The sequence below is a fragment of the Flagellimonas aequoris genome, assembly GCF_003584165.1.
Classification (GTDB): Bacteria; Bacteroidota; Bacteroidia; order Flavobacteriales; family Flavobacteriaceae; genus Flagellimonas; species Flagellimonas aequoris.
This window is the reverse complement of the sequence record NZ_QXFJ01000015.1, coordinates 80,509-102,247: the sequence shown is the minus strand read 5'-3', so window position 1 is coordinate 102,247 and position 21,739 is coordinate 80,509. Positions and strand designations below refer to the sequence as shown.

At 42.7% G+C, this 21,739-nt stretch carries 22 protein-coding genes; 10 read left to right on the top strand and 12 right to left on the bottom strand.

The annotated features are described in order from the left end of the window. Positions 1 to 82 precede the first annotated feature (82 nt). The 5 genes from D2U88_RS06050 (at position 83) to rlmB (ending at position 7,641) form a co-directional block, all read left to right on the top strand. On the top strand, positions 83 to 3,325 hold the full coding sequence (locus D2U88_RS06050; RefSeq protein WP_119639403.1) for a SusC/RagA family TonB-linked outer membrane protein: 3,243 nt from the start codon (positions 83 to 85) through the stop codon (positions 3,323 to 3,325). Between the two features lie 29 nt (positions 3,326 to 3,354). Continuing rightward, positions 3,355 to 5,004: a SusD/RagB family nutrient-binding outer membrane lipoprotein gene (locus tag D2U88_RS06045; RefSeq protein ID WP_119639402.1), complete on the top strand. Its 1,650-nt coding sequence runs from the start codon at positions 3,355 to 3,357 to the stop codon at positions 5,002 to 5,004. Between the two features lie 10 nt (positions 5,005 to 5,014). After that, on the top strand, positions 5,015 to 5,938 hold the full coding sequence (locus tag D2U88_RS06040; RefSeq protein WP_119639401.1) for a hypothetical protein: 924 nt from the start codon (positions 5,015 to 5,017) through the stop codon (positions 5,936 to 5,938). Positions 5,939 to 6,093: 155 nt separating this feature from the next. Beyond that, positions 6,094 to 6,837: a hypothetical protein gene (locus tag D2U88_RS06035; RefSeq protein WP_119639400.1), complete on the top strand. Its 744-nt coding sequence runs from the start codon at positions 6,094 to 6,096 to the stop codon at positions 6,835 to 6,837. Between the two features lie 39 nt (positions 6,838 to 6,876). Then, entirely contained in the window at positions 6,877 to 7,641 is a 765-nt protein-coding gene (gene rlmB / locus D2U88_RS06030; protein ID WP_235855733.1) for a 23S rRNA (guanosine(2251)-2'-O)-methyltransferase RlmB, read from the top strand. A gap of 2 nt (positions 7,642 to 7,643) precedes the next feature. Here the strand turns inward: rlmB and D2U88_RS06025 are convergent, their stop codons facing one another. After that, on the bottom strand, positions 7,644 to 8,366 hold the full coding sequence (locus tag D2U88_RS06025; RefSeq protein ID WP_119639399.1) for a rhomboid family intramembrane serine protease: 723 nt from the start codon (positions 8,364 to 8,366) through the stop codon (positions 7,644 to 7,646). Positions 8,367 to 8,486: 120 nt separating this feature from the next. Between D2U88_RS06025 and D2U88_RS06020 the strand changes: the two genes are divergently transcribed. Further along, on the top strand, positions 8,487 to 9,764 hold the full coding sequence (locus D2U88_RS06020; protein WP_119639398.1) for a replication-associated recombination protein A: 1,278 nt from the start codon (positions 8,487 to 8,489) through the stop codon (positions 9,762 to 9,764). On the opposite strand, the gene D2U88_RS06015 is transcribed toward D2U88_RS06020, so the two are convergent. The 6 genes from D2U88_RS06015 to radC are packed head-to-tail and all read right to left on the bottom strand — an operon-like array spanning position 9,761 to position 15,353. Beyond that, the gene (locus D2U88_RS06015) at positions 9,761 to 10,600 is read right to left on the bottom strand and encodes a hypothetical protein (protein ID WP_119639397.1); all 840 of its coding nucleotides are present in this window, start codon (positions 10,598 to 10,600) and stop codon (positions 9,761 to 9,763) included. The two genes, D2U88_RS06020 and D2U88_RS06015, sit on opposite strands and share 4 nt — an antisense overlap. Before the next feature lie 12 nt (positions 10,601 to 10,612). After that, positions 10,613 to 12,070, bottom strand: coding sequence for a DUF5723 family protein (locus tag D2U88_RS06010; RefSeq protein WP_119639396.1), 1,458 nt, complete (start codon positions 12,068 to 12,070; stop codon positions 10,613 to 10,615). Then, the gene (locus D2U88_RS06005) at positions 12,067 to 12,618 is read right to left on the bottom strand and encodes a hypothetical protein (protein WP_119639395.1); all 552 of its coding nucleotides are present in this window, start codon (positions 12,616 to 12,618) and stop codon (positions 12,067 to 12,069) included. The genes D2U88_RS06010 and D2U88_RS06005 overlap by 4 nt, the downstream gene beginning before the upstream one ends. Before the next feature lie 54 nt (positions 12,619 to 12,672). Further along, entirely contained in the window at positions 12,673 to 13,362 is a 690-nt protein-coding gene (locus D2U88_RS06000; RefSeq protein ID WP_119639394.1) for a YjjG family noncanonical pyrimidine nucleotidase, read from the bottom strand. Continuing rightward, the gene (locus tag D2U88_RS05995; protein ID WP_119639393.1) at positions 13,355 to 14,650 is read right to left on the bottom strand and encodes a polysaccharide deacetylase family protein; all 1,296 of its coding nucleotides are present in this window, start codon (positions 14,648 to 14,650) and stop codon (positions 13,355 to 13,357) included. The genes D2U88_RS06000 and D2U88_RS05995 overlap by 8 nt, the downstream gene beginning before the upstream one ends. A 4-nt stretch (positions 14,651 to 14,654) precedes the next feature. Continuing rightward, positions 14,655 to 15,353, bottom strand: coding sequence for a RadC family protein (gene radC, locus D2U88_RS05990; protein WP_119639392.1), 699 nt, complete (start codon positions 15,351 to 15,353; stop codon positions 14,655 to 14,657). A gap of 53 nt (positions 15,354 to 15,406) precedes the next feature. Here radC and D2U88_RS05985 point away from each other — a divergent pair, with 53 nt between their 5' ends. After that, positions 15,407 to 15,859, top strand: a complete 453-nt coding sequence (locus D2U88_RS05985; RefSeq protein WP_119639391.1) for a DUF1569 domain-containing protein — start codon at positions 15,407 to 15,409, stop codon at positions 15,857 to 15,859. A 4-nt stretch (positions 15,860 to 15,863) separates the two neighbouring features. Here the strand turns inward: D2U88_RS05985 and D2U88_RS05980 are convergent, their stop codons facing one another. Then, the gene (locus D2U88_RS05980) at positions 15,864 to 17,216 is read right to left on the bottom strand and encodes a UDP-N-acetylmuramate--L-alanine ligase (RefSeq protein WP_119639652.1); all 1,353 of its coding nucleotides are present in this window, start codon (positions 17,214 to 17,216) and stop codon (positions 15,864 to 15,866) included. Positions 17,217 to 17,311: 95 nt separating this feature from the next. Here D2U88_RS05980 and D2U88_RS05975 point away from each other — a divergent pair, with 95 nt between their 5' ends. The 3 genes from D2U88_RS05975 to D2U88_RS05965 all read left to right on the top strand — a co-directional run bounded on the left by D2U88_RS05975 (position 17,312) and on the right by D2U88_RS05965 (position 18,883). Beyond that, the gene (locus D2U88_RS05975; protein WP_119639390.1) at positions 17,312 to 17,623 is read left to right on the top strand and encodes a cupin domain-containing protein; all 312 of its coding nucleotides are present in this window, start codon (positions 17,312 to 17,314) and stop codon (positions 17,621 to 17,623) included. A 1-nt stretch (position 17,624) separates the two neighbouring features. Continuing rightward, a complete protein-coding gene (locus D2U88_RS05970; protein ID WP_119639389.1) occupies positions 17,625 to 18,410 on the top strand; it encodes an SDR family oxidoreductase in 786 nt (261 codons plus the stop codon). 95 nt (positions 18,411 to 18,505) lie between these two features. Further along, positions 18,506 to 18,883 (top strand): DoxX family membrane protein, encoded by a 378-nt coding sequence (locus D2U88_RS05965; protein WP_119639388.1) that lies wholly within the window; start codon positions 18,506 to 18,508, stop codon positions 18,881 to 18,883. A 35-nt stretch (positions 18,884 to 18,918) separates the two neighbouring features. Here D2U88_RS05965 and D2U88_RS05960 read toward each other — a convergent pair whose 3' ends face one another. From D2U88_RS05960 to D2U88_RS05950, 4 genes are all read right to left on the bottom strand, one after another. Then, positions 18,919 to 19,641: a LytR/AlgR family response regulator transcription factor gene (locus D2U88_RS05960; protein WP_119639387.1), complete on the bottom strand. Its 723-nt coding sequence runs from the start codon at positions 19,639 to 19,641 to the stop codon at positions 18,919 to 18,921. Then, on the bottom strand, positions 19,638 to 20,696 hold the full coding sequence (locus D2U88_RS05955; RefSeq protein ID WP_119639386.1) for a sensor histidine kinase: 1,059 nt from the start codon (positions 20,694 to 20,696) through the stop codon (positions 19,638 to 19,640). The genes D2U88_RS05960 and D2U88_RS05955 overlap by 4 nt, the downstream gene beginning before the upstream one ends. A 71-nt stretch (positions 20,697 to 20,767) precedes the next feature. Continuing rightward, on the bottom strand, positions 20,768 to 20,977 hold the full coding sequence (locus tag D2U88_RS19395; protein WP_147378541.1) for a hypothetical protein: 210 nt from the start codon (positions 20,975 to 20,977) through the stop codon (positions 20,768 to 20,770). A 228-nt stretch (positions 20,978 to 21,205) separates the two neighbouring features. Next, positions 21,206 to 21,730 carry a DUF4136 domain-containing protein gene (locus tag D2U88_RS05950; protein ID WP_119639385.1) on the bottom strand — a complete coding sequence of 175 codons (525 nt, stop codon included), beginning with the start codon at positions 21,728 to 21,730 and terminating at the stop codon, positions 21,206 to 21,208. Positions 21,731 to 21,739 lie beyond the last annotated feature (9 nt).

The following is a 21,739-nucleotide window of genomic DNA, read 5'->3' as shown; positions in this document are numbered from 1 at the left end:
TCTTAAAGATTTTATAAAATTAGTTTGGATTATTAACATGAAATTATGATTTTAGCCATTAGCTAATTCAAATAATTTAACAATGAGAACAAAACTTAATGGATTGTTAACGCTATTATTGGCGTTTGTTGTGCATATATCCTTTGCACAAGACAAGACGATTACAGGTACAGTTACGGATGCCGACGGCCTCCCTCTACCTGGGGTCAACATTGTCGTTGAAGGGACCAGCAACGGTACCCAAACAGATTTTGATGGAAACTATTCGATCAGTGCAAGTCAAGGTCAAACATTGCTCTTTACCTATATAGGTCAAAAACCTGCAACAAGAGTTGTTGGAGCAGGCAGTGTGGTCAATGTTCAGATGGTGGAAGACACCCAGGCACTTGAAGAGGTAGTAGTAACCGCACAAGGTATCAAGCGTGAAAAGAAAGCGCTTGGTTATGCAGTTTCTTCTGTTGGTGCCGATCAGCTTGAGCAGAAAACAGAAGGTGATGTGGGTAGGATTCTGAGTGGTAAAGCTTCTGGTGTTAACATCACCCAGCAGAGTGGTCTTTCCGGTTCTGCTACCAATATCGTTATTCGTGGTTACCAATCGTTTAGTCAAAACAACCAGCCTTTATTTATTGTGGATGGTGTACCTTTCAGTAGTGACACCAACGCACAAGGTGATTTTGAGGACGGTAACAACGGTTCTTCCAGGTTCCTGGATTTGGACCCTAACAGTATTGCAGAAGTAAACGTACTTAAGGGACTTTCAGCAGCCACTCTTTATGGTGAAGCCGGTAAAAATGGTGTGATCTTGATTACTACCAAAAACGGCGCTGCCGGAGGAAAGCCCAAAAAATCAGAGATTACGGTAACTTCTTCGTTATTCTTCAACCAAATTGCCTCCATGCCGGAATATACCATGAAATATGGTAACGGTTTTGACCAAGCATTCGGATGGTTCTTCAGTAACTGGGGACCAAGCTTCGAAAAAGAAGGTAGAGCAGGTTGGGGAAATGCCGCCAACTTCCCAGGTACATATGACCTACAGTCAGATGGAACCATCCTACACCCCTATTCAACTGCCGGATCTGCTACAGGTATCCCAGCAGCCTTCCCAGAATATCAAGGAAGAAGGTATGCATGGAAACCTTATGATTCTGTAGGGGAGTTCTTCAAAACAGGTACTGTAGCCAACTTGTCCATCAATGCGGGAGGCTCTTCCGATGATGGAAAAGTTTCTTATAACGCCACTTTTGGACATTTGGAAGACCAAGGTTTTACCAGAGGAAACTCTTTGAACAGAAATACTATCGGGATCGGTGGTAGAGCCATGTTGAGCAACAAGTTCACCGTTTCCGGTACCATGAACTACTCACGTACCGACTTTAAATCACCTCCTGTTGCCCTGGGGGATGGTAACCAAGTTGTTGGAAATGGTTCTTCTGTTTTCAGTAACATCTTCTTTACTCCACGATCCGTGGATTTGATGGGACTTCCTTATGAAAACCCAATTACCGGAGGAAGTGTTTACTATAGACAGAACAACTCCATCCAGCATCCACTTTGGACTGTGGCTCACGCTAAAACGCGCCAGTTGACCAACAGGGCTTTTGGTAACATGTCCCTACAATATGACATTACCGAGAACTTGAACATCTTGTACCGTTTCGGTTATGACATTTATAACGAGCGTAACACCGAAGCACAGGACAAAGGTGGTGTTGGGGTATCTACCCAATACATTTCAGGTATCTACGGAACTTGGGACAACAACAATACCATTTGGGACCACAGTTTAATTTTGACCGGTAACTACGACCTTACCGAAAAATTGGACATGACCTTTAACGTTGGTGGAACCACAAGGTCTACCAATTATGACAGACAAGGTGTTTTCAGTAGTGGACAGAATGTTTTTGGGGTGTTGAGACACTTCAACTTCGACCTTCAAAACGAAATCCAATACACTTCTTACAAAAACATCGTAGGTTTATATGGTCAGGTAGATTTTGGATATAACAATTTCCTTTATTTGACTTTGAATGGAAGGAATGACTGGGTATCCAACCAATCTGTTGACAATAGATCCCTATTCTACAAAGGAGCAAGTTTCTCATTTGTTCCAACTTCTGCCATTGATGGTCTACAAAGCCAAGGCGGTGTCAATTTCTTGAAACTTAGAGGTGGTTATGGAGAATCTGCTGGTTTTGCCGAAGGATTTCCAACTTCCGTTAACTTAAGTATCAATACGCAGGATTTCATCAACGATGATGGTGGCTACGTAGTGACCAACTCTGTATCCAATACAGTGGCCAACCCAAACATCAAGCCAGAAAAGTATTCTGAGATCGAAGTAGGTGTGGAAGGACGTTTCTTCAATTTTGTAAATCTTGATCTTTCTGCTTATCAAAGGATTACCAAAGACTTGATCATCAATAGACCTTTAGATCCGAGTACAGGTGGTACTTTGATTCAGACCAACGTGGGTGAGATCAAAGGAAAGGGTCTTGAAATTGATTTGGGATTTGACCTGATTAGAGGTGATAACCTTAACTGGTCCGTGAATACCAACTTTAACACCGGTTATTCCGAAGTTACCGATTTGGGAGCCGATACCGATTTAATCGTTTACTCCGGTTACTCCAACTTGGGTAACGCAGCCATCGAAGGCGAAAGATTGGGTGTGATCGTAGGTAGTAGGGTTGCAAGGGATGAAAATGGAAACTTCTTGACCGATAGTAGTGGTAACTACATTTCTGAAGAGGTGGATGAAAATGACAGGTTGCCTGTTATTGGTGATCCAAACCCAGATTTCATCTTGAACGTGAACAATACGTTCAGCTATAAAGGATTCAACTTCAACTTCTTGTTCAATTATGTACATGGAGGTGACATTTATTCCCAAACTGTTGCTACCTTATTGGGTAGGGGTCTAATTGCAGATACAGATGATCGTGAGACTTCTTTCGTATTGCCAGGTTATAACACCAGTGGGGAGCCTAACAATGTACAGATCAACAACTCTGCCTATTATTTCAGCAATGTACTTTTCGGTCCAGCTGAGATGAATATTTATGACGCTACTACTTTGAGATTGCAGGAAGTTTCCTTGGGTTATTCAGTACCTAAGAAATTCTTGGACAAAACACCATTTGGTTCGCTTTCTTTCACCGTATCTGGTTTCAACCTTTGGTATGAGGCCTTCAATACGCCAAAGAGTGCAAACTTTGACCCTAACGTAGCTGGTCTTGGTGTTGGTAACGGACGTGGTTTTGACTGGTTGAACGGACCTAGTTCAAAGAGATATGGTGTAAGTGTTAAAGCCACATTCTAATCAAGGACATAAAATAATATAACTTCGTTATGAAAAAAATAGTAAAAATATTGAGTTTAGCACTGGCATTCGGAATGGTATTGTTCCAATCGTGCGAGACCACAGAATTGGATTTGAGAACGGATCCAAATGCATTGTCAACAGACAATGCCGATCCCAACTTCTTATTGAATGGGATTCAGGAAACATTTATTCGAATAGTAGAAGATTTTGGACGTACAGGTGGCCAAGTTACCCGTATCGAATATATGGGATCTAGACAGTATCGTACTGCATTTTCTCCTTCATCTTTTGATGGCAGATGGGAAGATGCCTACACCGAGATTTTGACCGATACTTATGCCATGTATACCCTTGCTGAAGCATCAGAACTGAATTATCACATAGGAATGGGTAAATTCATGGAAGCTTACACCATGTCCATGTTGGTGGATTTCTTGGGAGATGTCCCTTATTCTGAAGCAAACAATGGTGCGGATAACTTTAACCCAAGCCCAGACTCCGGCGCTGACATCTATGCCAATATAGAAACCCTATTGAATGAAGCCATTGCAGCCTTCAATAGCGGTGGAGTTGCTCCTGACAATGATTTCTTCTATAATGGAAGTGCCAGCAAATGGATCAAAGCTTGTAACACCTTGAAGCTTAAAATCTATATCACCGAAAGATTGGCGTCCAGCGATGCCGTTAGCAAGTTCAATAGCATTATAAGTAGTGGTAACTACATTCAATCAGTTGCTGACGACATGCAGTTTACTTGGGGTACAAACGAGGTTTCCCCTGACACACGTCACCCTGCATACGGTGCCGACTATACTACTTCCGGTGGTGGCCGTTACCGTTCTAACAGTTTGATACAATACATGATGGATACTGCGGATCCAAGGATGCGTTACTATTTCTATCGTCAAAATGAGTTCACCCCTGGATCAGATGGTGCAGAACCAAGCTTGGAAACTTTGGAATGTTCTTTGCAAACTGCTCCAGCACACTATGCAGGTTTCCCTTTCTGTACGTTGACCAATGGATATTGGGGACGTGACCACGGGAATGATGAAGGTATTCCACCAGATGGATTCCTAAGGACTTTGGTAGGAGTATACCCAGCTGGAGGTGCTTTTGACGACAACACTTTCGAAGGTCGCGTACTTGGTGAAGGTGGTGGTGGTGCTGGTATCACTCCAGTATTGTTGGCTTCAACCGTAGACTTCTGGAGAGCGGAAGTAGCCATGTTGGCCAACGATCCAGGTACTGCCAAAAATTTTGTTTTGGCTGGTTTGAGCAAGTCGGTATCAAAGGTGTTGACCTTTGGATCGCTTGACTCTGCTGCCGATGTAGAAACTTACGAGCCTACTGCCACTGAGATCTCTGATCATAGTGACACCATTGATGCGGCTTTTGATGCAGATGCAACTGGTGGATGGAACGTTTTGGGACAAGAGATGTTCGTAGCCCTATACGGAAACGGAATCGATGCCTATAACTTCTACAGAAGAACTGGTTACCCAAGCAACCTGCAGCCCAATTTAGAGCCAGATCCAGGAAGCTTTATAAGATCATTCTTCTACCCTTCCAATGCAGCGAACAACAACTCGAACATTACACAGAAGGCTACGCAGACCGTTCAGGTTTTCTGGGATACCAATCCTGCAGGACCATCATTCCCTTATTCAAACTAATAAAGAGACTATGAAAAACACATTAATAAAATCTATTGCATGTAGCTTAATTATAGCCTTTGCGGCATGCGACAGTGAAGAAAAGGTCATCGACAAGGTCTTTGACCAAGTAGAACAAGGTGCGTTCTTGCGAATTGTAAGTACTGCAGGTACCGTCATCGATGTTAATGATACCTCTTCCACTTTTACTATGGTGGCCTCTTACCAAGACGGTGAGAACAACACGCTTTTGGACCATGTGGATTTCTCCGTGAGCATTACCGACACCGAGGTCAGTGGATCGGACATTTCCGGTACAGCACTGGTTGAAACCCTCCCTGCCTCAAGTTTCACCAACAATGAATTTGGTGAACCAACAACTACTTTCAGTTTTACCTATGGTGAAGCCCTTACAGCTTTGGGTATTGATCAAGCTGATGTGGAGGGAGTGGATTCCTTCGAGGTAGTGTGGGAAGTATTTACCACAGACGGTAGATCTTATACCAAAGGAGATGCGAGTGGTGACGTAGCCGCTATCGGTGGCTACTACTCATCACCATTCTTCTACGCTATTGCCTTCAAATGTGGTCTTACGGATACTTCCACATTATTTAATGGGGATTTTGAAGTGGTTACCGATACTTGGGAGGATTATTCCCCAGGAGAAACGCTACCGGTAATTCCAGATCCAGACGATCCTTTGAGCTTCCGAATTCTATCCACAAACAATCCATACATCTTTAATCCAGACACTTCTTACATTAAAGTAACAGTAGTGGATGGTGATGGAAATGTTACTTTGGCATCGAACGAATGTTTCGATTATGACGGATTTATCTGTGCAGATGTTACCGGAGACGGAACTATCAATACCTGTACCGGAGACATGACACTCAATCTTACCTTTGCTGGTATTTATGATGGTTATGTTTTACAGTTGACAGCGGCCAACTAAAATTAAGATTGAACAAAAATTTAAATACCACCCGATCGGGTGGTATTTTTTTTGCCTTTATAAGAGTTAAAACCACTAATTCTTAGGAATTTACAAATTAACATGCTTAAACCTTGAAACCATTATATTTTTCTTATTTTGCAAAAAATTCTTTTATGAAACACATCACAACTTTATTGCTTCTTTCTGCCCTTACAACATTGTCATATGGACAGGTTGGGATGGGAGGATCAAATCTTGAAACCTTTAATGGATCAGGACAAGGTGGGGCTTTCTTTTCGGCTCTCCGAAAAAATTTGAATACTGATGCAATGGGCCTTAACACCGTTGGCTCACCATACTTAAATGAAAACTTTGTTCCCTGTAAAGTGTACTACAAAGATGAACTTGTAGGAAACATGTATTACAGGCACAATGCATACAATGATGAAATTGAGATCAAAGACTCATCGCTTCCGGAAGAGAACCCTACTTCATTGGCCACCATGAAACAATTGAAGGTTGTAGATCAGGTTACCGGTCAGGAAATTAGTATGATGACCTATGAGAACAAAGACGAATTGGTGAAGAATGGTTATTTCTATATAATCGACGAAGGAAAGGACTATAACCTTTTGTTCAAGAAAAATGTAAAATTTACCGAGGGCACAAAACCTGTAAACTCCATGGTTAGGCCTACGCCTAACAAGTTCTCTCAATTTGTGGAATTTTATTATATGAAGGACGGGGCCAAATTCGCCCAATTGATTCCCACCAACAAAGGCAAGTTTGTCAAAACTTTCGGTAGCGCAAATGAAGAAGAGCTAAAAGATTATATAAAAGAGCAAAACATTAATCTTAAGGACGAAAATGACCTGATCAAGGTTTTCAACTACTTGAACTCTAATAAAGATTCATAGTCCTCTCCAAGACAACTATTGCAAAACGGCCATCCTCAGATGGCCGTTTTTATTTACTTTTGCGCCATGATAGACAACCAACTCATTTATGGTATACGTGCGGTTTTGGAGGCAATACACGCCGATCAGCCCATCAATAAGATATTTATCCAAAAAGGACTGAAAGGAGAACTGTTCAAAGAGTTGGAGTCCACTATCCGCAAATCGGGCCTGAGCTCGTCCTATGTTCCCATCGAAAAATTGAACCGGATGACACGGAACAACCACCAAGGTGTGGTGGCCCAGATTTCGCCAGTTCAGTTCCAAGATTTTGAAACCATGGTGGAAAAGATCCTTTCTGAGGAAAAAATGCCCTTCTTCCTACTTCTGGACCAAGTGTCCGATGTACGGAATTTTGGGGCCATTATCCGTACCTCGGAATGCTGTGGTGTCCATGGGATCATTGTTCCCAAAAATGGTTCGGCCCCCATAACCGATGATACGGTAAAAACTTCTGCAGGTGCCGTGTTCAACGTTCCCATTGCCAAAGTGGACCATTTAAAGGACGCTCTTTTTTATCTGCAATCCTCGGGCATATCCGTTACCGCCGCCACCGAAAAGGCTGAAAATGATATCTATTCCATAACTTTTGACCAACCCACGGCCATTATCATGGGCTCGGAGGAAAAAGGTATTTCCCCTTCCATACTGGGCATGGTGGACCATCAGGCCAAACTGCCTCTACTGGGTAAAATTGGTTCCCTAAATGTTTCTGTTGCCTGTGGCGTTTTCCTATATGAAGTAGTCCGGCAGCGACAAGGGTAGCATCAATCTTTTTTGGACTCCCGATAGTGATATTTTATTTGTATACCAGGTTCTGGTTCCTCCTTGTTTTCAATAAAATTACCATGCTCATCAAAGTGTTTTAGGAACGGGTCGTCATCTTCATTAAAATCCTCTTTTTCCCATTCATATTTTCGTAGCTCCGGCACTTCTGCCTGTATGATGAATGCCAACAACAATCCCGTTACGAAACCAGCAAGATGTCCCTCCCAAGAGATATCCTCTTTTACCGGAAATATATACCATACCATGCTACCGTAGATGAAGACAACCACCAACGAAAGGGCAACCAGTCTGTAATACTTGGCCAAAATCCCTTTGAAAAAAATGAAACTTGCCAAAACATAAATAACACCACTCGCACCTATGTGATATGAAGGGCGGGCAATGGCCCATGTTAGGATTCCAGACAATATCACCCCAAAAAAAAGGACTCTTAAAGCTACCTTTTGGTAAAAATAAAATAGGAAGGCCAACAAAATGGCCAGAGGTATGGTATTGTTGTATAAGTGCTCCACCGATCCATGGATAAAAGGACTGAGCACCACTCCCCTCAATCCCCATAATTTTCTTGGAAATATGCCATAGTCGTTAAAATTGACCCCAAAGCCGACCTCTACCCAAAACACCGTCCAAATACAGAGGACGGCAACCATAGGCGCCAATACAACACTTAGCGGTATTTTAAAAGGTTCGGATGACTTCATGTTTCCAATGGACTCAAATAGCTTACCACGATATCCAATTTACACAAATTGTCAGATTTGGTTAAGATCTCCTCCTAGTAACCAAGCCGAACACCTCTAAAATTGTCTTATTTTTATCCTATGAACGAACCTTTGGCAGAACGTATACGGCCCAAAACCCTTGCAGATTACATCAGTCAACAACATTTGGTAGGTGAACATGGCGCTTTGACCACCCAAATCAAGAATGGCGTGATTCCCTCTTTGATTTTTTGGGGACCCCCTGGCACCGGCAAAACCACCTTGGCCAACATTATCGCCACGGAAAGCCAAAGACCCTTTTATACCCTCAGTGCCATCAGTAGTGGCGTAAAGGACGTTCGGGAAGTCATCGAAAAGGCCAAACAGAGTGGCGGACTCTTCACTTCCAAAAATCCAATTCTTTTTATTGACGAGATCCATCGTTTTAGCAAATCACAACAAGATTCGCTCTTGGGTGCCGTGGAAAAAGGTTGGGTAACCTTGATCGGGGCCACAACGGAAAACCCTAGTTTTGAGGTAATACCGGCACTTCTTTCCCGATGTCAGGTGTACATCCTAAACCCTTTTGGAAAGGAGGACCTTATTGCCCTTTTGGAAAGGGCCATGAAGACCGATAGCATTCTAAAGTCCAAAAAAATAGAATTAAAGGAAACCGAGGCCTTGCTGAGGCTCTCGGGAGGGGATGGCCGAAAATTGTTGAACATTTTCGAACTTATCGTAAACTCAGAACCCGAAGGTCCTATGACCATCACCAATGACATGGTCCTGGGCAAGGTTCAAAAGAATACCGTTTTATATGATAAAACAGGAGAACAGCATTATGATATCATTTCCGCTTTCATCAAGTCCATCCGGGGCAGTGATCCCAACGCGGCCGTGTATTGGCTCGCTCGAATGATCGAAGGGGGCGAGGACGTTAAATTTATAGCACGAAGGATGGTCATATTGGCATCCGAAGATATTGGCAATGCCAATCCCACGGCCCTAGTGATGGCCAATACGACTTTCCAAGCCGTGAATACCATAGGACACCCCGAGGCCCGGATCATTCTAAGTCAGTGTGCGACATATTTGGCCAGCTCTGCCAAAAGCAACGCAAGCTATATTGCCATCAATGAGGCACAACAAACCGTTAGACAAACCGGGGATCTATCAGTTCCCTTGGCCATTAGAAATGCACCCACAAAGCTCATGAAGGATATTGGTTATGGGCAAGGATATGCCTATGCGCATGACCATGAAAACAATTTTGCCGAAATGGAGTTTTTGCCCGATGAAATTTCGGGCACCACCTTTTACCGCCCGGGGAACAACCCCAGGGAAAAAACCATGAAAGATTTTTTAAAATCCCGATGGAAGGACAAATACGGGTATTAGAATTTGATATTGAGTTCCTTTTGTTGTTTGTCTCCGTTTTCCAAATACTCCAATATCCATTTGCCATCCTTGCTAAATACCACGGCATAGTTACCTTGGTAGGTGGTAAGAAAAACATTTTCCATGGAGGTTTCCTCAAGTTTAAGGACAACCTTGGGCGTACTGTCCACCAATTGATACCCTGTAGCAATAGGCTGGGCATATAATAGATCGGATGATATGGGCTCCCCTCCTTCGGTTTGGTTTGCCTTTGTAAAATTGGAAGGTTTCGGCTCAACACTTTTATATACCTGCTCCTCAGTAGTTGCCTTTTGCTCAACGACTCTTTCCTCCACCTTATCATCAACGGTTTTCACATCATCCTTAAAACTTACAACAACTGGTTTTTTAGGGGTTTCAGTTTCCTTTGGTTCATAAGTATAGCCCATTCCTGCAAAGGAAGTAAAGGCATCTTGAATGGCCTCCTTATACGCATCCGCATAGTCCTTCGTCTTACTTTTTCCCTCAAAGGTTCGGTACACCTCGGTATTCTTGCAATCCTTTAGTGTGATGATTACGTTTGTAGAAAACATGGAGGAATTATCCAAAAGGTCAGCCACAAGTCCCAAACATCTATTGGTTGCTAAGTCCAATGGCAGTTCATCATCATAAATGGTATTAAAACCGTTCTGTGTGAAATAATATTTGACCAGTGTGCTGGTCTGATACCTGTTTTCACCCTTGAAGGCCGCAAATTTTTTAGGAACAATAATATATTTATAATCATTCAACTGCCCATAGCCTGAGAAATTCAACCCAAAGACAAACAAAATAATATATACAAGTTTCGACTTCATATGGAAGATAAATCAATTACCGTTCCAAGATATGATATTAAATCCAAACTGTAAAGATGCATAATGACTGTCCGCCACATTGGCATAGCTCAAGAGATTGTCACCCAACACATAAAAATTTACGGGTCCAGCCTGAAGGTTCAGTCCCAATCCCACATTGGTAAAGGAATACTTGTCTATGGTATAGGTTGTTTTAAGGGACAATCCCCTTCCGAACTTTTTTTGATAAAACCCTGTCAGGGCCGCCTGAACGCCCCGAGGTCTTTTCATCATGAACAATTGTCCTCCTACACTGTTCCTATAAAAATCTTGGTTGCTTCCACCACCTGCATTTACTCCACATCCGCAATTGTCAAACGCACTGTTGCTCCCTTCACCAAAGTCATAACGAATGGATCCATATGCCTTTACCGGTCTAAAGGAAATATAGGAAGAAGTGTTTTCTCCATGGGGCAAGGCCTGATCAATATCATCTATGAGTTCTTGCCAAAGATCATTGTCCAGATTATCGATATCCTCCGGCAAATAGACTGAAATCCCTTCTGTACTCGTGCTTCCGTTGAATGTATAGTTCCAAACATCCTTGCTATTATATATGAATCCGATGTCCAATACACTACCTGTAATGGTGGTTTGTGGTGTTAACTGATAACTGAACCCCGCATCGAATCCCAAACCTAGGTTGCCTCCCAATAATACACGCTTGGTGAACAAACTTGTAACATCCTTTCTTGTGGTACCCGTATCTTCTTCCACAATATCGTAAAAGCCCTTTACCCCGGCAGTTTGCAATTGCATATCCGCAGCGATGGAGGTAACATAAATATTGTCCTGCCCTTCCGTTGTCCTGAAAGACCCAGAATTTTTAATGGATTGAAACTGAAAAATACTGGAGTACAGCTTGGCCCTTGCGCCAACGGTAAGGGTATTGCTCATTTTTCTATTGATTCCGAAATGGTACACGTTGATCATTTCGCCCCGTAGCTTCAAGTCGCCTAGATCAAAGCTCCTCCCAATATTGTTGCCTCCATTACCTTCAAAGGCCAGGATGGCCAAATCCTTGGGCCAATAGACAATGACATCGGTTTCTCCGTACATCCCGAAAGAATAGTAGTCATCCGGTCTGTTCCTTCCCCTGAAACCTATGGTAAAACCTTCAATTTGGCTGGTTGTACTGAAATCGTCCTTGTGGGTCATGACATCCAACACGCGCTCCTGCACCTTTGTCGTGAAATCGATTCCATCATTGGCAAACAAATCGTTTACCGTAACCCCACTGGTGGCTCCTTGAAAGGACAGTCCTGAAATGACCGGGATACCCACATGCCATTTTTCAGAAGCTTTTACCCCGGGATTGACCATAAGGGCCTGAGGAATTTCATAAAAGTCATAAAGCAATTCCTTGTTTTGCGCGGAAATCATAAAACTTGCCAAAAGGACAGAAAACACTAAATAGGACCGTAACCTCATTTCAACCTAAATAAAAACTCTGCTGCAGACTTAAATTTCACTTTGGGTTCAGGTTGTGACGAAACACTGGTGGCATCGCTAAGATTGGTCGCCGTAAGTCTAAGGCTCGAGGTATTCGCCAAAATGTCCAAGCTTTTGCCCCCTGGTCCATACGCCACTTCCCAAGTCATCAATCCGGAAGGATCAGCATCCACATTGAACAATTCGCCATCCAAGGTATTGCCCGCCTCATCCAAATACTCGATGGTAATGCGCAACTGTTTGCTTGTGGTATTCACAATCTCGTAAGTGATGGTCCCTTCAATTAGGTGGTCTGCCACAAACTCTTCATTAAAGGCATCAAAATTGACTGTTTGGGCATAGAATGTGCCAAAGGTACCAGCATCATTGATGGTCGCCTCATCGGATTCCATATAAAAAAGTCCGGTTGCCAAGGTCGGTGTAATGCTAAGGTCTTCAAATTGACCGAAATCCTGCTGTTCTGTGCAAGATTGGGAAAGCATCAACACCACAGCAAAGCAAAGGAGCAGATAAAATGATCTTTTCATAGCCAAAAACATTTTCCAGTGTCCAGAACGGGGTTTACCGCTCTTAGTATAACTCTATAAAATGCTTTTTATTTCAATGAGATCGTTAATCATTCTGCAAACCTCATGGCTTGCCACATTGTGGGAATTATAATGGATTGCCTGCATCCCCATGGCCTTTGCCCCTTGAATGTCTGCCTCTAGATCATCCCCGATCATCAAGGTGTTCTTGGGGTCCACCTGTGCCATACCCAATGCCAGTTCAAAGATGCGGGGATGTGGCTTCTTTACACCGGCCATTTCAGAATTGATGACCTTGTCGAAATAGTGATGGATACTGCTGCCTTTCATTTTCCTTTCCTGTACCTCTTGAAACCCGTTGGTGATAATGTGAAGTTTGTATTTTGGAGAGAGATATTCCAAAATTTCAATGGCATTGGGCAACAGGTGCGTAAAGGAAGATAACCTCTCTATATACTCATGGGCCAACACATGGATCATCTCATCGGAAACGGGAGTATCCAATGCATCAAAAGTCTGTTTCAACCTTTGGTAGCGAAGTTCAGATTTGGTTATGCCATTCTCACGGTACAAGGCCCACATTTGAAAGTTGATAGGTGAATAAATCTCCAAAAAACCATTCAGGTCCACTGCCACCCTGTTCTCGGCCAATATTTTGGCAAAAGTAAGGGCCGAGTTTTTTTCGAAATCCCAAAGAGTGTGGTCAAGATCAAAAAAGATGTCCGTAACCCTGTACTCAGACATAATAGCGCTTTATAAAAGATTGATACAGTTCCATCCAATCCAGTCGGTGCTTACTACCCAAAAGTTCATTGGAAAAAACCATGACAAAATCCCCTTTTACCTGTTTCACCATGCGATAAACCCTATCCATTTTCTCATAGACCTCGTCCTTTTTCTTGTAGTTCACCAAGGCATAATCATGCAGGGCAAAAGGGTGCACCTTCAAGGGTTGCCTTACTTCCATATTGATGTCGTAAAAATGGAACGGTGTACAGGTCCCGGCCCTAAAACCGATTTCATGTGTGTATCCCATGGAAAAATCGTCGGTAAACTCGGTTTCTACCAAATTTCGGTATGCGGCTGGCACATTTACCCTGTTGTACCTCAACCTGGAGTAGTTGATGGGCCTATGGATAAGATTAGCCAACTGTTTCTTTTCTTCCTTGAGCACATTCTTGTTCGTTGAGGAAAGAAAGGATGTACTCAGGGAAACGATACTATAATCGGCGATGGATTTGATGAGATAGCGGAACTTGTTGTTGTTCGGGGAAACGTTCTTATCGTGTGCCGAATGTTTGGCAAACTGAAAAAAGAACATAGTTTTAATGGGGAATTTTTTGTGTATCTCCACCAGTTCATAAAAATTATCGTAAGGATCTCTCCTGAGTCCCAACAATACCGAAATACGTTCCCATACGTATCTGAACTTAAAATTGCCCAAATCCAAAAATAATCCACCAAGTGTACGAGCCAGACCACGCATTTTGTATGCGTGGGAGGTGGTCACATTGATGATGGAGGTAAAGCCATATGATTTTTCCTTGTATTCCAGATTGGGAAAACGTTCTTTAAGCGCATCCAAAAGCCTGTATGCCCATAGATCCACAACCGGAAGCTCCAAAAATTTATGTTGATAAGCGAGACTTTCCTTTACCGGAAACCTACCTACACTGTCCTTCACATGGGGTAAATATTCCTCATAACGACTTAAAAGAAAAAAACTGGCCGAAAAAACATCATAGGGTACGGTGCTTTTCTCGCCGCTGGCAAAAAAACAGGGAACCCCATCCCAATCAGAAACCTTGATCTCCAAATCATTGATACCCTGTTCGAACAACAGATCATTGCTCCGAATAAAGAACTCATTCTGCAAAGGTTGCTTGGAATAGGTCATCTTGGGGCCATTGTGCTTGATGAAATCCTCCACCTTTGTGGTAAAGGATATATCCACGCCCAAGATTCTTTCAAAGATTTGTTTGGCCGTATACGTAAGCCTATTGGTGACCTTATGGGTAAATATCAGCAGCATATCGCTATAATATTCCTTTGTCCGCAAAACTATAATAATCGTGTTGTGCTATGATCAAATGGTCAAGCACTTTTATATCCAAAGCCTCGGAGGCCGTTTTTAATTTTTGGGTAATCTGTTTGTCCGCCGCACTTGGTTTTAGGGTACCTGAAGGATGGTTATGCGCTAAAATGATACCCACTGCACCCAATTCCAAGGCCTGCCTTAACACCAATCTTACATCCACCAAAGTTCCGGTAATGCCACCTTTGCTCAATTGCGCCTTGTGCACCACTTTGTTGGAATTGTTCAGGTAAATAATCCAGAATTCTTCATGCTGTAGTTCCCCGATCATGGGGTACAACAATTCAAAAACATCGTTGCTACCGGTTATCTTGGTGATTTTTTTGGTATCCTCCGCCCTTCTCCTTCTTCCAACCTCCAGTGCCGCGGCAATGGTCACCGCTTTGGCCTCACCAATACCCTTAAATCGCATCAATTGGTTCACGGAAAGTTTCCCCAGTTCGTTGAGGTTGTGGTCCACGGATGCCAAAATGCGCTTGGCAAGTTCTACGGCACTCTCATTTCTACTTCCCGAACCGATCAAAATGGCAATCAATTCCGCATCGGACAAAACGGAACTGCCCTTCTGCACCAATTTTTCCCTAGGTCGGTCATCGTCTGCCCAATTTTTTATGGAAAAGGAAGCTAGTTTTTCTTGCATGGTCTAAAGATAGGAGAATAATTTTATGTATTTTTCAGGATAAACCCTTCAACATGAAATCACTTTTCGACGCAGGGGCCCATGCCGAAATTCTATCTCGAATCGAACATTTGACCGCCGATTCGGAAGGCTTATGGGGCAAAATGAAAGTGGGACAAATGTTGCACCACTGTCATTTTCCACTTAAGATCGGGTTGGGCAGGACCAATCCCAACAACAAACCCAATCTTATATTGAAACTCATGGGAAAATTATTCAGAAAAAGCCTTTACAACGATAAGCCTTGGCGACACAACCTTCCAACGGCCAAAGGATTAAAAGTGACCGAGGAAAAAGATTTTGCTACGGAAAAAGGGAAATTGTTGGCCTTGATCAACGACTTTCACCAAGAAAAAGACAAAACCGAATGGGACCCACATCCTGTTTTTGGACCTTTCACCCCACAGCAATGGGGCCAGATGCAATACAAACATCTAGATCATCATTTGCGGCAATTCGGGGTTTAAATCTTTAAAATTTCGCAGCTAATTTTTCAAAATCAAGGCCCCCATAATTCCCTGAACTCATTAGCAACAGGGCTGAATTTTCAAATTGCAGTCCATATACAAAGTCCTGAAAGTCCTTGACATCAGTAAAAACTTCAATGTCTGGTCTGCCAAAAGCCTCCAAAATTTGTTGTGGGGAGACTTCGGTCATTCCCTTAATTTTTAAGGCATCCAACGAGTAATATACAACAGCTTGGTCTGCCTGATCCAATGCATTGCGGTATTGCACTAAAAATTCCGGATTTAAACTGCTATAAGTATGCAATTCCAAACAGGCCAACAGGTTTCGGTTTGGGTATTGTTCTTTTACGGCATTCACTGTTGCCTTTACTTTACTGGGTGCATGGGCAAAATCCTTGTACGCGACACTATTTTTTCCTTCAGCAATTTTCTGTAATCTTTTGGATGCCCCTTTAAACGTGGAAATGGCCTCATAAAAATCCTCCTCGTCCACACCCATTTGTTGGCAGATCCATTTGGCCCCGGCAAGATTGGTCAAATTGTGTTCCCCAAAAATTTCCAAGGGCATTTCTCCTTCCTCAGTTTCGAGCAGGGTCACACCATCTTCCACTCGGTAGGCCGGTGCCGAGTACGGAAACTTTCGTATGGGGTTTTCAGTAGCCTCGACCATTTTTTTTACTTCGGGATCGGCCTCACAATAGGTGATGCTTCCTCCTTTCACTATGCTGTCCACAAAAATACGGAACTGCTCCACATAGTTTTCAAACGTTGGGAATACGTTGATATGATCCCAGGCAATACCACTCAACAACGCAATATTTGGTCGATACAGATGAAACTTGGGCCTACGATCAATGGCCGAGGATAGGTATTCGTCACCTTCCAAAACCATAAAATCATTTTCATCTGTGAGATGGACCATGTCCGTATATCCCTCCAATTGGGCCCCTACCATGTAGTCCACATCCCTATCATGATACTGGAGCACATGAAGGATCATGGAAGTTATGGTGGTTTTCCCATGACTTCCTGCAATCACGACACGGGTTTTATATTTGGATTGTTCATACAGAAACTCAGGGTAGGAATACATTTTAAGACCCAATTCCTGGGCTTTGAGCAACTCCGGATTATCAGCCTTGGCATGCATTCCCAAGATCACGGCATCCAAACCTTCGTGTATTTTTTCAGGGAACCAACCAAATTCCTTCGGCAACAACCCTTTGGCCTCCAACCTTCTTTTGGATGGTTCATAAATTACATCATCACTCCCCGTAATCGTATGGCCTTTTTTTTGGAGTGAAAGAGCCAAGTTGTGCATGGCGCTTCCTCCTATGGCTATAAAATGTATGTGCATCAAATCCATTTATTGTTCAAAAATAGCCATTGCCCAACCCAATACAAACAAAGAAACCCCTATTAATTTTTATCTTGGTGGTAAAATTGAGAACAATGAACCTATCGGAAATCGAATCAAAGGAAATCATGCCCGGCTATCATGGAAAATTGGTCCATGGCGAGCAAATGAGCTGGGTGTTTTGGGATGTGGAACTTGGTGCCATGGTGCCCGAGCACCATCATGTGAACGAACAGATCATGCACGTGGTGGATGGCACTTTTGAATTTACCCTGGATGGGATAACAAAAACTTATGGACCAGGGGACGTCGTTATCATTCCATCCAACACGCCACACAGTGGCAAAGCCATCACTGTTTGCAAATTGATGGATATTTTCAGCCCTGTAAGATCTGAATACAAATAAGATGAACATTTCATTAAAAGGCAAAAAAGCGCTTGTAGGTGGCAGCAGTAAGGGAATCGGGGAGGCCATTGCCCGACAATTGGCGGCCAGTGGCGCCAGCGTGACCCTTATGGCAAGGAACGAAGCGCGGATGAAAGCCATTGTTTCGGAATTGGACACCGACCTAGGTCAACTACATCAATATCTGGTGATTGATTTTTCAGATTTTGAAGGTTTCAAAACCACTCTGACCCGCTATTTTAAAAACAATACCGTGGACATTTTGGTGAACAACACCCAAGGTCCACAAGCAGGTGGTGCCCTGGAAAAAAATGTGGACGATTACCAAGAAGCTTTCGATCTCCTATTCAAATCCGTTGTATTTACTACTCAACTGGCCCTTCCCCACATGCAACAACAACATTGGGGACGTATCATCAATGTGGCCTCCATCTCTGTTAAAGAACCTCTGAACTATCTGGCATTATCCAATTCCATTCGGGCCGCAGTAGTCACTTGGGCAAAGAGTTTGGCCTACGATGTGGCCAAGGATGGTATCACAGTGAACAGTACGCTCACCGGATATTTTGATACGGACCGTATTGCTCAACTCAATTCCAAAAAAGCGGAAAAACTCGGAATCTCCACAGATGAGGTTCGTTCCAATATGGAAGAACAGGTCCCCATGAAACGTATTGGAAAACCAGAAGAATATGGTTATTTGGCGGCCTTTTTGGCCTCGAATCAAGCTGCATTTATCACCGGGACGAACATTCCCATTGATGGCGGATTATTGAAATCACTCTAAAAGTGTTTCATTTTCAACAAAATACACCCCAAAAACAATTATCATATGTTTGATTTTTAGGTACATTTAGTATCTAATCCACAAAACAATCACCTATGAATTCAAAAGTTTTTTTGGTTGCCCGTATCCTTTTGGGGCTTTTTGTCATCGTTTTTGGGGCGAACAAGCTTTACCCCTTTCTCCCTGCTCCGGAAGAAATGCCAGAAGGTTTGATGACCTATTTTACAGCACTTACCTCTTCCAAAACCTTACTATTGGTAGGATTGGTGGAAGTTGTTTCGGGAATTGCCTTTATTCTTAACAAATATGGGGCTCTTATGGCCTTGATCTTGATGAGCGTATCGGTCTGCGCCGTGCTCTTTCATATTACCATGGCACCAGAAACTATCGGTCCCGCCCTGGCCCTTTTGATCTTGAACATTGTAGTCCTTGTAGGCTACAAAGATCGGTACAAGGATATCCTGCGTGCATGATAATATTGAAAAAGGCCTTCTTAAGAAGGCCTTTTTTATAAACTCATACGATCTTTAAAAATATAGGATTGTCTTCGGGAAACCTCAACCTCCTCCCCATTGGTCAATGTCAATTTTAATTTACCATTGAACCAAGGAACTACACCCTCCACAAAATTCGTGTTCACAATTTGTTGCCTATTGGCCCTAAAAAAAGATTCCTCCGGAAGTTTTTCCTCGATTTGATTTAGCGATTTGTATAATAGCGGTTTTTCGTCGGAAAAATAGACCCTGGTGTAATTCCCGACAATCTCGAACAAAGCAATGTCTCCTACCTTTACCAGCCAGCACGATTCCCCGTCCTTGATGAAAATCTGGCTACCTTCGGTCAGTTTTTTTGCCTTGGATTGGTTGTTCCGTGATTCCATTTGGGCCCTTACCTTTTCCAACGCAAGACCGAAGCGTTTTTCACTAACGGGCTTCAAAAGATAATCGAGGGCATTGTATTCAAACGACTTTATGGCGTATTCATCATAGGCAGTGGTAAAAACGGTAATGGGCACCTCATCCAACATTTCCAATAGCTCAAATCCATCTTTTTCGGGCATATTGATGTCCAAAAACAAAAGATCGGGTCTTTCCGATTGGATCAGTTCCACACCATCGTCCACATTTTCCGCCTCACCGATAAGGTCAAGGTCGTCATGCAGTTTAATGAGTTCTTTCAACTCATTTCTTGCCAAACGGGAATCTTCCACTATAACCGCTCTGATCTTCATGACATGGGAATTATGATTTTGGCCACCACCTCACTGGAAACCTCCTCCAAGGTAAAGGATGCCTTCTCCGCATACAACAATTTTAAGCGCTGTTTGATGTTTTGCAATCCTAATTGCGTGGAATCCTTGGAAATATTCAACTTACCCGTGTTCCTGACCTCTATCAACAGCTCATCATCCATCCGTTGAATGGTCAATACAATCCTTCCCCCATTCTTTAGATTAGCAATACCATGCTTTGCCGCATTTTCAATCAACAATTGGATCACCATAGGTGGAATTTTCAAATCCAACGTGTCCGGATCCACCCTTTTGATAAATTCCAAGCGGTCTTCAAATTGAATCTTGGACAGGTCGATATAATTGTCAACCACCTCCAATTCTTCCCGAACCGGAATATCATTGACATTGTTCTTGGTCAGGGAATATCTTAAGATTTCAGAAAGTTTCGTGAGCATTTCCCTAGATCGATTTACATCCTCCAACATTAACCCACGAATGTTATTCAGGCTATTGAACATGAAATGGGGATTGATCTGCCCTTTCAACGTATTCAATTGGGCCTGTTTTAAATTGGTATTGAGTTCCAAGCGCTCGATCCTATCCTGATTGAGTTTCAACAACAATTTGATCACCAAATAGGTAACGGTCCATGCCCCGACCAAAAAGACCGAATTGACCACCTGTATCCAAAAATTATCATACCCCTTAAAAAGGTGTAGTTCGGATTCCGTGAGGGCAGGTCCGAGTTTAAGGTACAGATAACCAAAGAAGAGGTTCAGGACCCCATATAATACCGAAGTAAGGATAAAAGACACCACTATTTTGATCAATTCCTTGATGCCAAAGGATTCAAAATTGATGTTTCTTTTAAGATAAAATCGAAGCAAGGATGTGGAAAAGATGCCGATAAACATCCCTGCAACCACCGAAAAGGTGGTGAGTTCAATACTAATGTTCTTGGGAATGAAAGCTGCCAATGAGTTGATGAAGCCCCACCCTAAAAGCTGCAACGCCCAAAATATTTTGTTCCTTCTCCCCTTACTCAATTCCATACATGAATGGTCATTTTCCCAAATATACCCTTTGTATCGTTGAAAGTTGGTAAATCATCAAAATCGAGAAATTAAGATTTTTGGGTAGTCTTTCTTTTGAAAAGATTGCAACAACATCCCTTGTTCGGTAAAAATGCGATCCAGATCATGGTCATTCCTGAGTAGAAAAATGGAAAATATTCCATGTATTCCCATCCATCAAACTTTCCGAAGATACCTATGAGACCGCCTATGATACCAATGGCGATGACTACAATTTGTGATGTTCTAAGTTTTTTCATGACTTTTTGTTTTACAGATAGCCTGCTTGATTACAGTAGAATGCTTACTAATACGGCGATAATCAATTTTGCAAGTACGATCATGGCTTTTTGATTTGTGATTGTTCGGCTAAAGTAAAACAAGTCGATTGTCCTTAAACCGGAATTATGACCAGTGGTAAATAGGATCACCTGAACGGTAAAAGCTGAAAAATGATGAATATTTGCAGATATGTAGCTGAATCTTTGCTATTTAGCTTTTGGAGGAAACTTGGAAAATACCTTTTTCACCAAAGCCCTTAAATTGCTTTCCCTAACACTGGGCGAAGCATTCTCCCTGTAGCCGCTCTGGGCGGTGGCCTGCCAGAACAATGCATCCCTTTGGGCATCCACAAAATCGAACTGTATGCTCCGTTGTATTCCAGGGTTCCCCACAGGCAGTCCAACGGATATACCACCACCAACATTCCGTCCGCCACCTCCAATACCAACGCCAACCGAACTGTTCGGGGTACTTTGGAATTCACTGCTCAAAATATTGATGAAAAAATCGGGCTCCTCGGTCAATCGATATCCCCTGGTCTTGAGTGTGGAGTCCAAAATACGGACCAAGCGTTTCTCGTCCAATTGACTGAGACCGGTCTGCATATCGGAATAATAGTTATAGGTAGCATAACTAGAAAAGTCTATATCCTTATCATAGTCATAATTGACCCTGACGGTTGTACAGGACAGTGCTAGGAAAACCAATACCAAGGAAAAAACAAAACGCATAAGTGGTAG

Coding starts and splice junctions, on each gene's coding strand:
- D2U88_RS06050 (WP_119639403.1), top strand. CDS start 83: ATGAGAACAAAACTTAATGGATTGTTAACGCTATTATTGGCGTTTGTT.
- D2U88_RS06045 (WP_119639402.1), top strand. CDS start 3,355: ATGAAAAAAATAGTAAAAATATTGAGTTTAGCACTGGCATTCGGAATG.
- D2U88_RS06040 (WP_119639401.1), top strand. CDS start 5,015: ATGAAAAACACATTAATAAAATCTATTGCATGTAGCTTAATTATAGCC.
- D2U88_RS06035 (WP_119639400.1), top strand. CDS start 6,094: ATGAAACACATCACAACTTTATTGCTTCTTTCTGCCCTTACAACATTG.
- rlmB (WP_235855733.1), top strand. CDS start 6,877: ATGGCCGTTTTTATTTACTTTTGCGCCATGATAGACAACCAACTCATT.
- D2U88_RS06025 (WP_119639399.1), bottom strand. CDS start 8,366: ATGAAGTCATCCGAACCTTTTAAAATACCGCTAAGTGTTGTATTGGCG.
- D2U88_RS06020 (WP_119639398.1), top strand. CDS start 8,487: ATGAACGAACCTTTGGCAGAACGTATACGGCCCAAAACCCTTGCAGAT.
- D2U88_RS06015 (WP_119639397.1), bottom strand. CDS start 10,600: ATGAAGTCGAAACTTGTATATATTATTTTGTTTGTCTTTGGGTTGAAT.
- D2U88_RS06010 (WP_119639396.1), bottom strand. CDS start 12,070: ATGAGGTTACGGTCCTATTTAGTGTTTTCTGTCCTTTTGGCAAGTTTT.
- D2U88_RS06005 (WP_119639395.1), bottom strand. CDS start 12,618: ATGAAAAGATCATTTTATCTGCTCCTTTGCTTTGCTGTGGTGTTGATG.
- D2U88_RS06000 (WP_119639394.1), bottom strand. CDS start 13,362: ATGTCTGAGTACAGGGTTACGGACATCTTTTTTGATCTTGACCACACT.
- D2U88_RS05995 (WP_119639393.1), bottom strand. CDS start 14,650: ATGCTGCTGATATTTACCCATAAGGTCACCAATAGGCTTACGTATACG.
- radC (WP_119639392.1), bottom strand. CDS start 15,353: ATGCAAGAAAAACTAGCTTCCTTTTCCATAAAAAATTGGGCAGACGAT.
- D2U88_RS05985 (WP_119639391.1), top strand. CDS start 15,407: ATGAAATCACTTTTCGACGCAGGGGCCCATGCCGAAATTCTATCTCGA.
- D2U88_RS05980 (WP_119639652.1), bottom strand. CDS start 17,216: ATGCACATACATTTTATAGCCATAGGAGGAAGCGCCATGCACAACTTG.
- D2U88_RS05975 (WP_119639390.1), top strand. CDS start 17,312: ATGAACCTATCGGAAATCGAATCAAAGGAAATCATGCCCGGCTATCAT.
- D2U88_RS05970 (WP_119639389.1), top strand. CDS start 17,625: ATGAACATTTCATTAAAAGGCAAAAAAGCGCTTGTAGGTGGCAGCAGT.
- D2U88_RS05965 (WP_119639388.1), top strand. CDS start 18,506: ATGAATTCAAAAGTTTTTTTGGTTGCCCGTATCCTTTTGGGGCTTTTT.
- D2U88_RS05960 (WP_119639387.1), bottom strand. CDS start 19,641: ATGAAGATCAGAGCGGTTATAGTGGAAGATTCCCGTTTGGCAAGAAAT.
- D2U88_RS05955 (WP_119639386.1), bottom strand. CDS start 20,696: ATGGAATTGAGTAAGGGGAGAAGGAACAAAATATTTTGGGCGTTGCAG.
- D2U88_RS19395 (WP_147378541.1), bottom strand. CDS start 20,977: ATGAAAAAACTTAGAACATCACAAATTGTAGTCATCGCCATTGGTATC.
- D2U88_RS05950 (WP_119639385.1), bottom strand. CDS start 21,730: ATGCGTTTTGTTTTTTCCTTGGTATTGGTTTTCCTAGCACTGTCCTGT.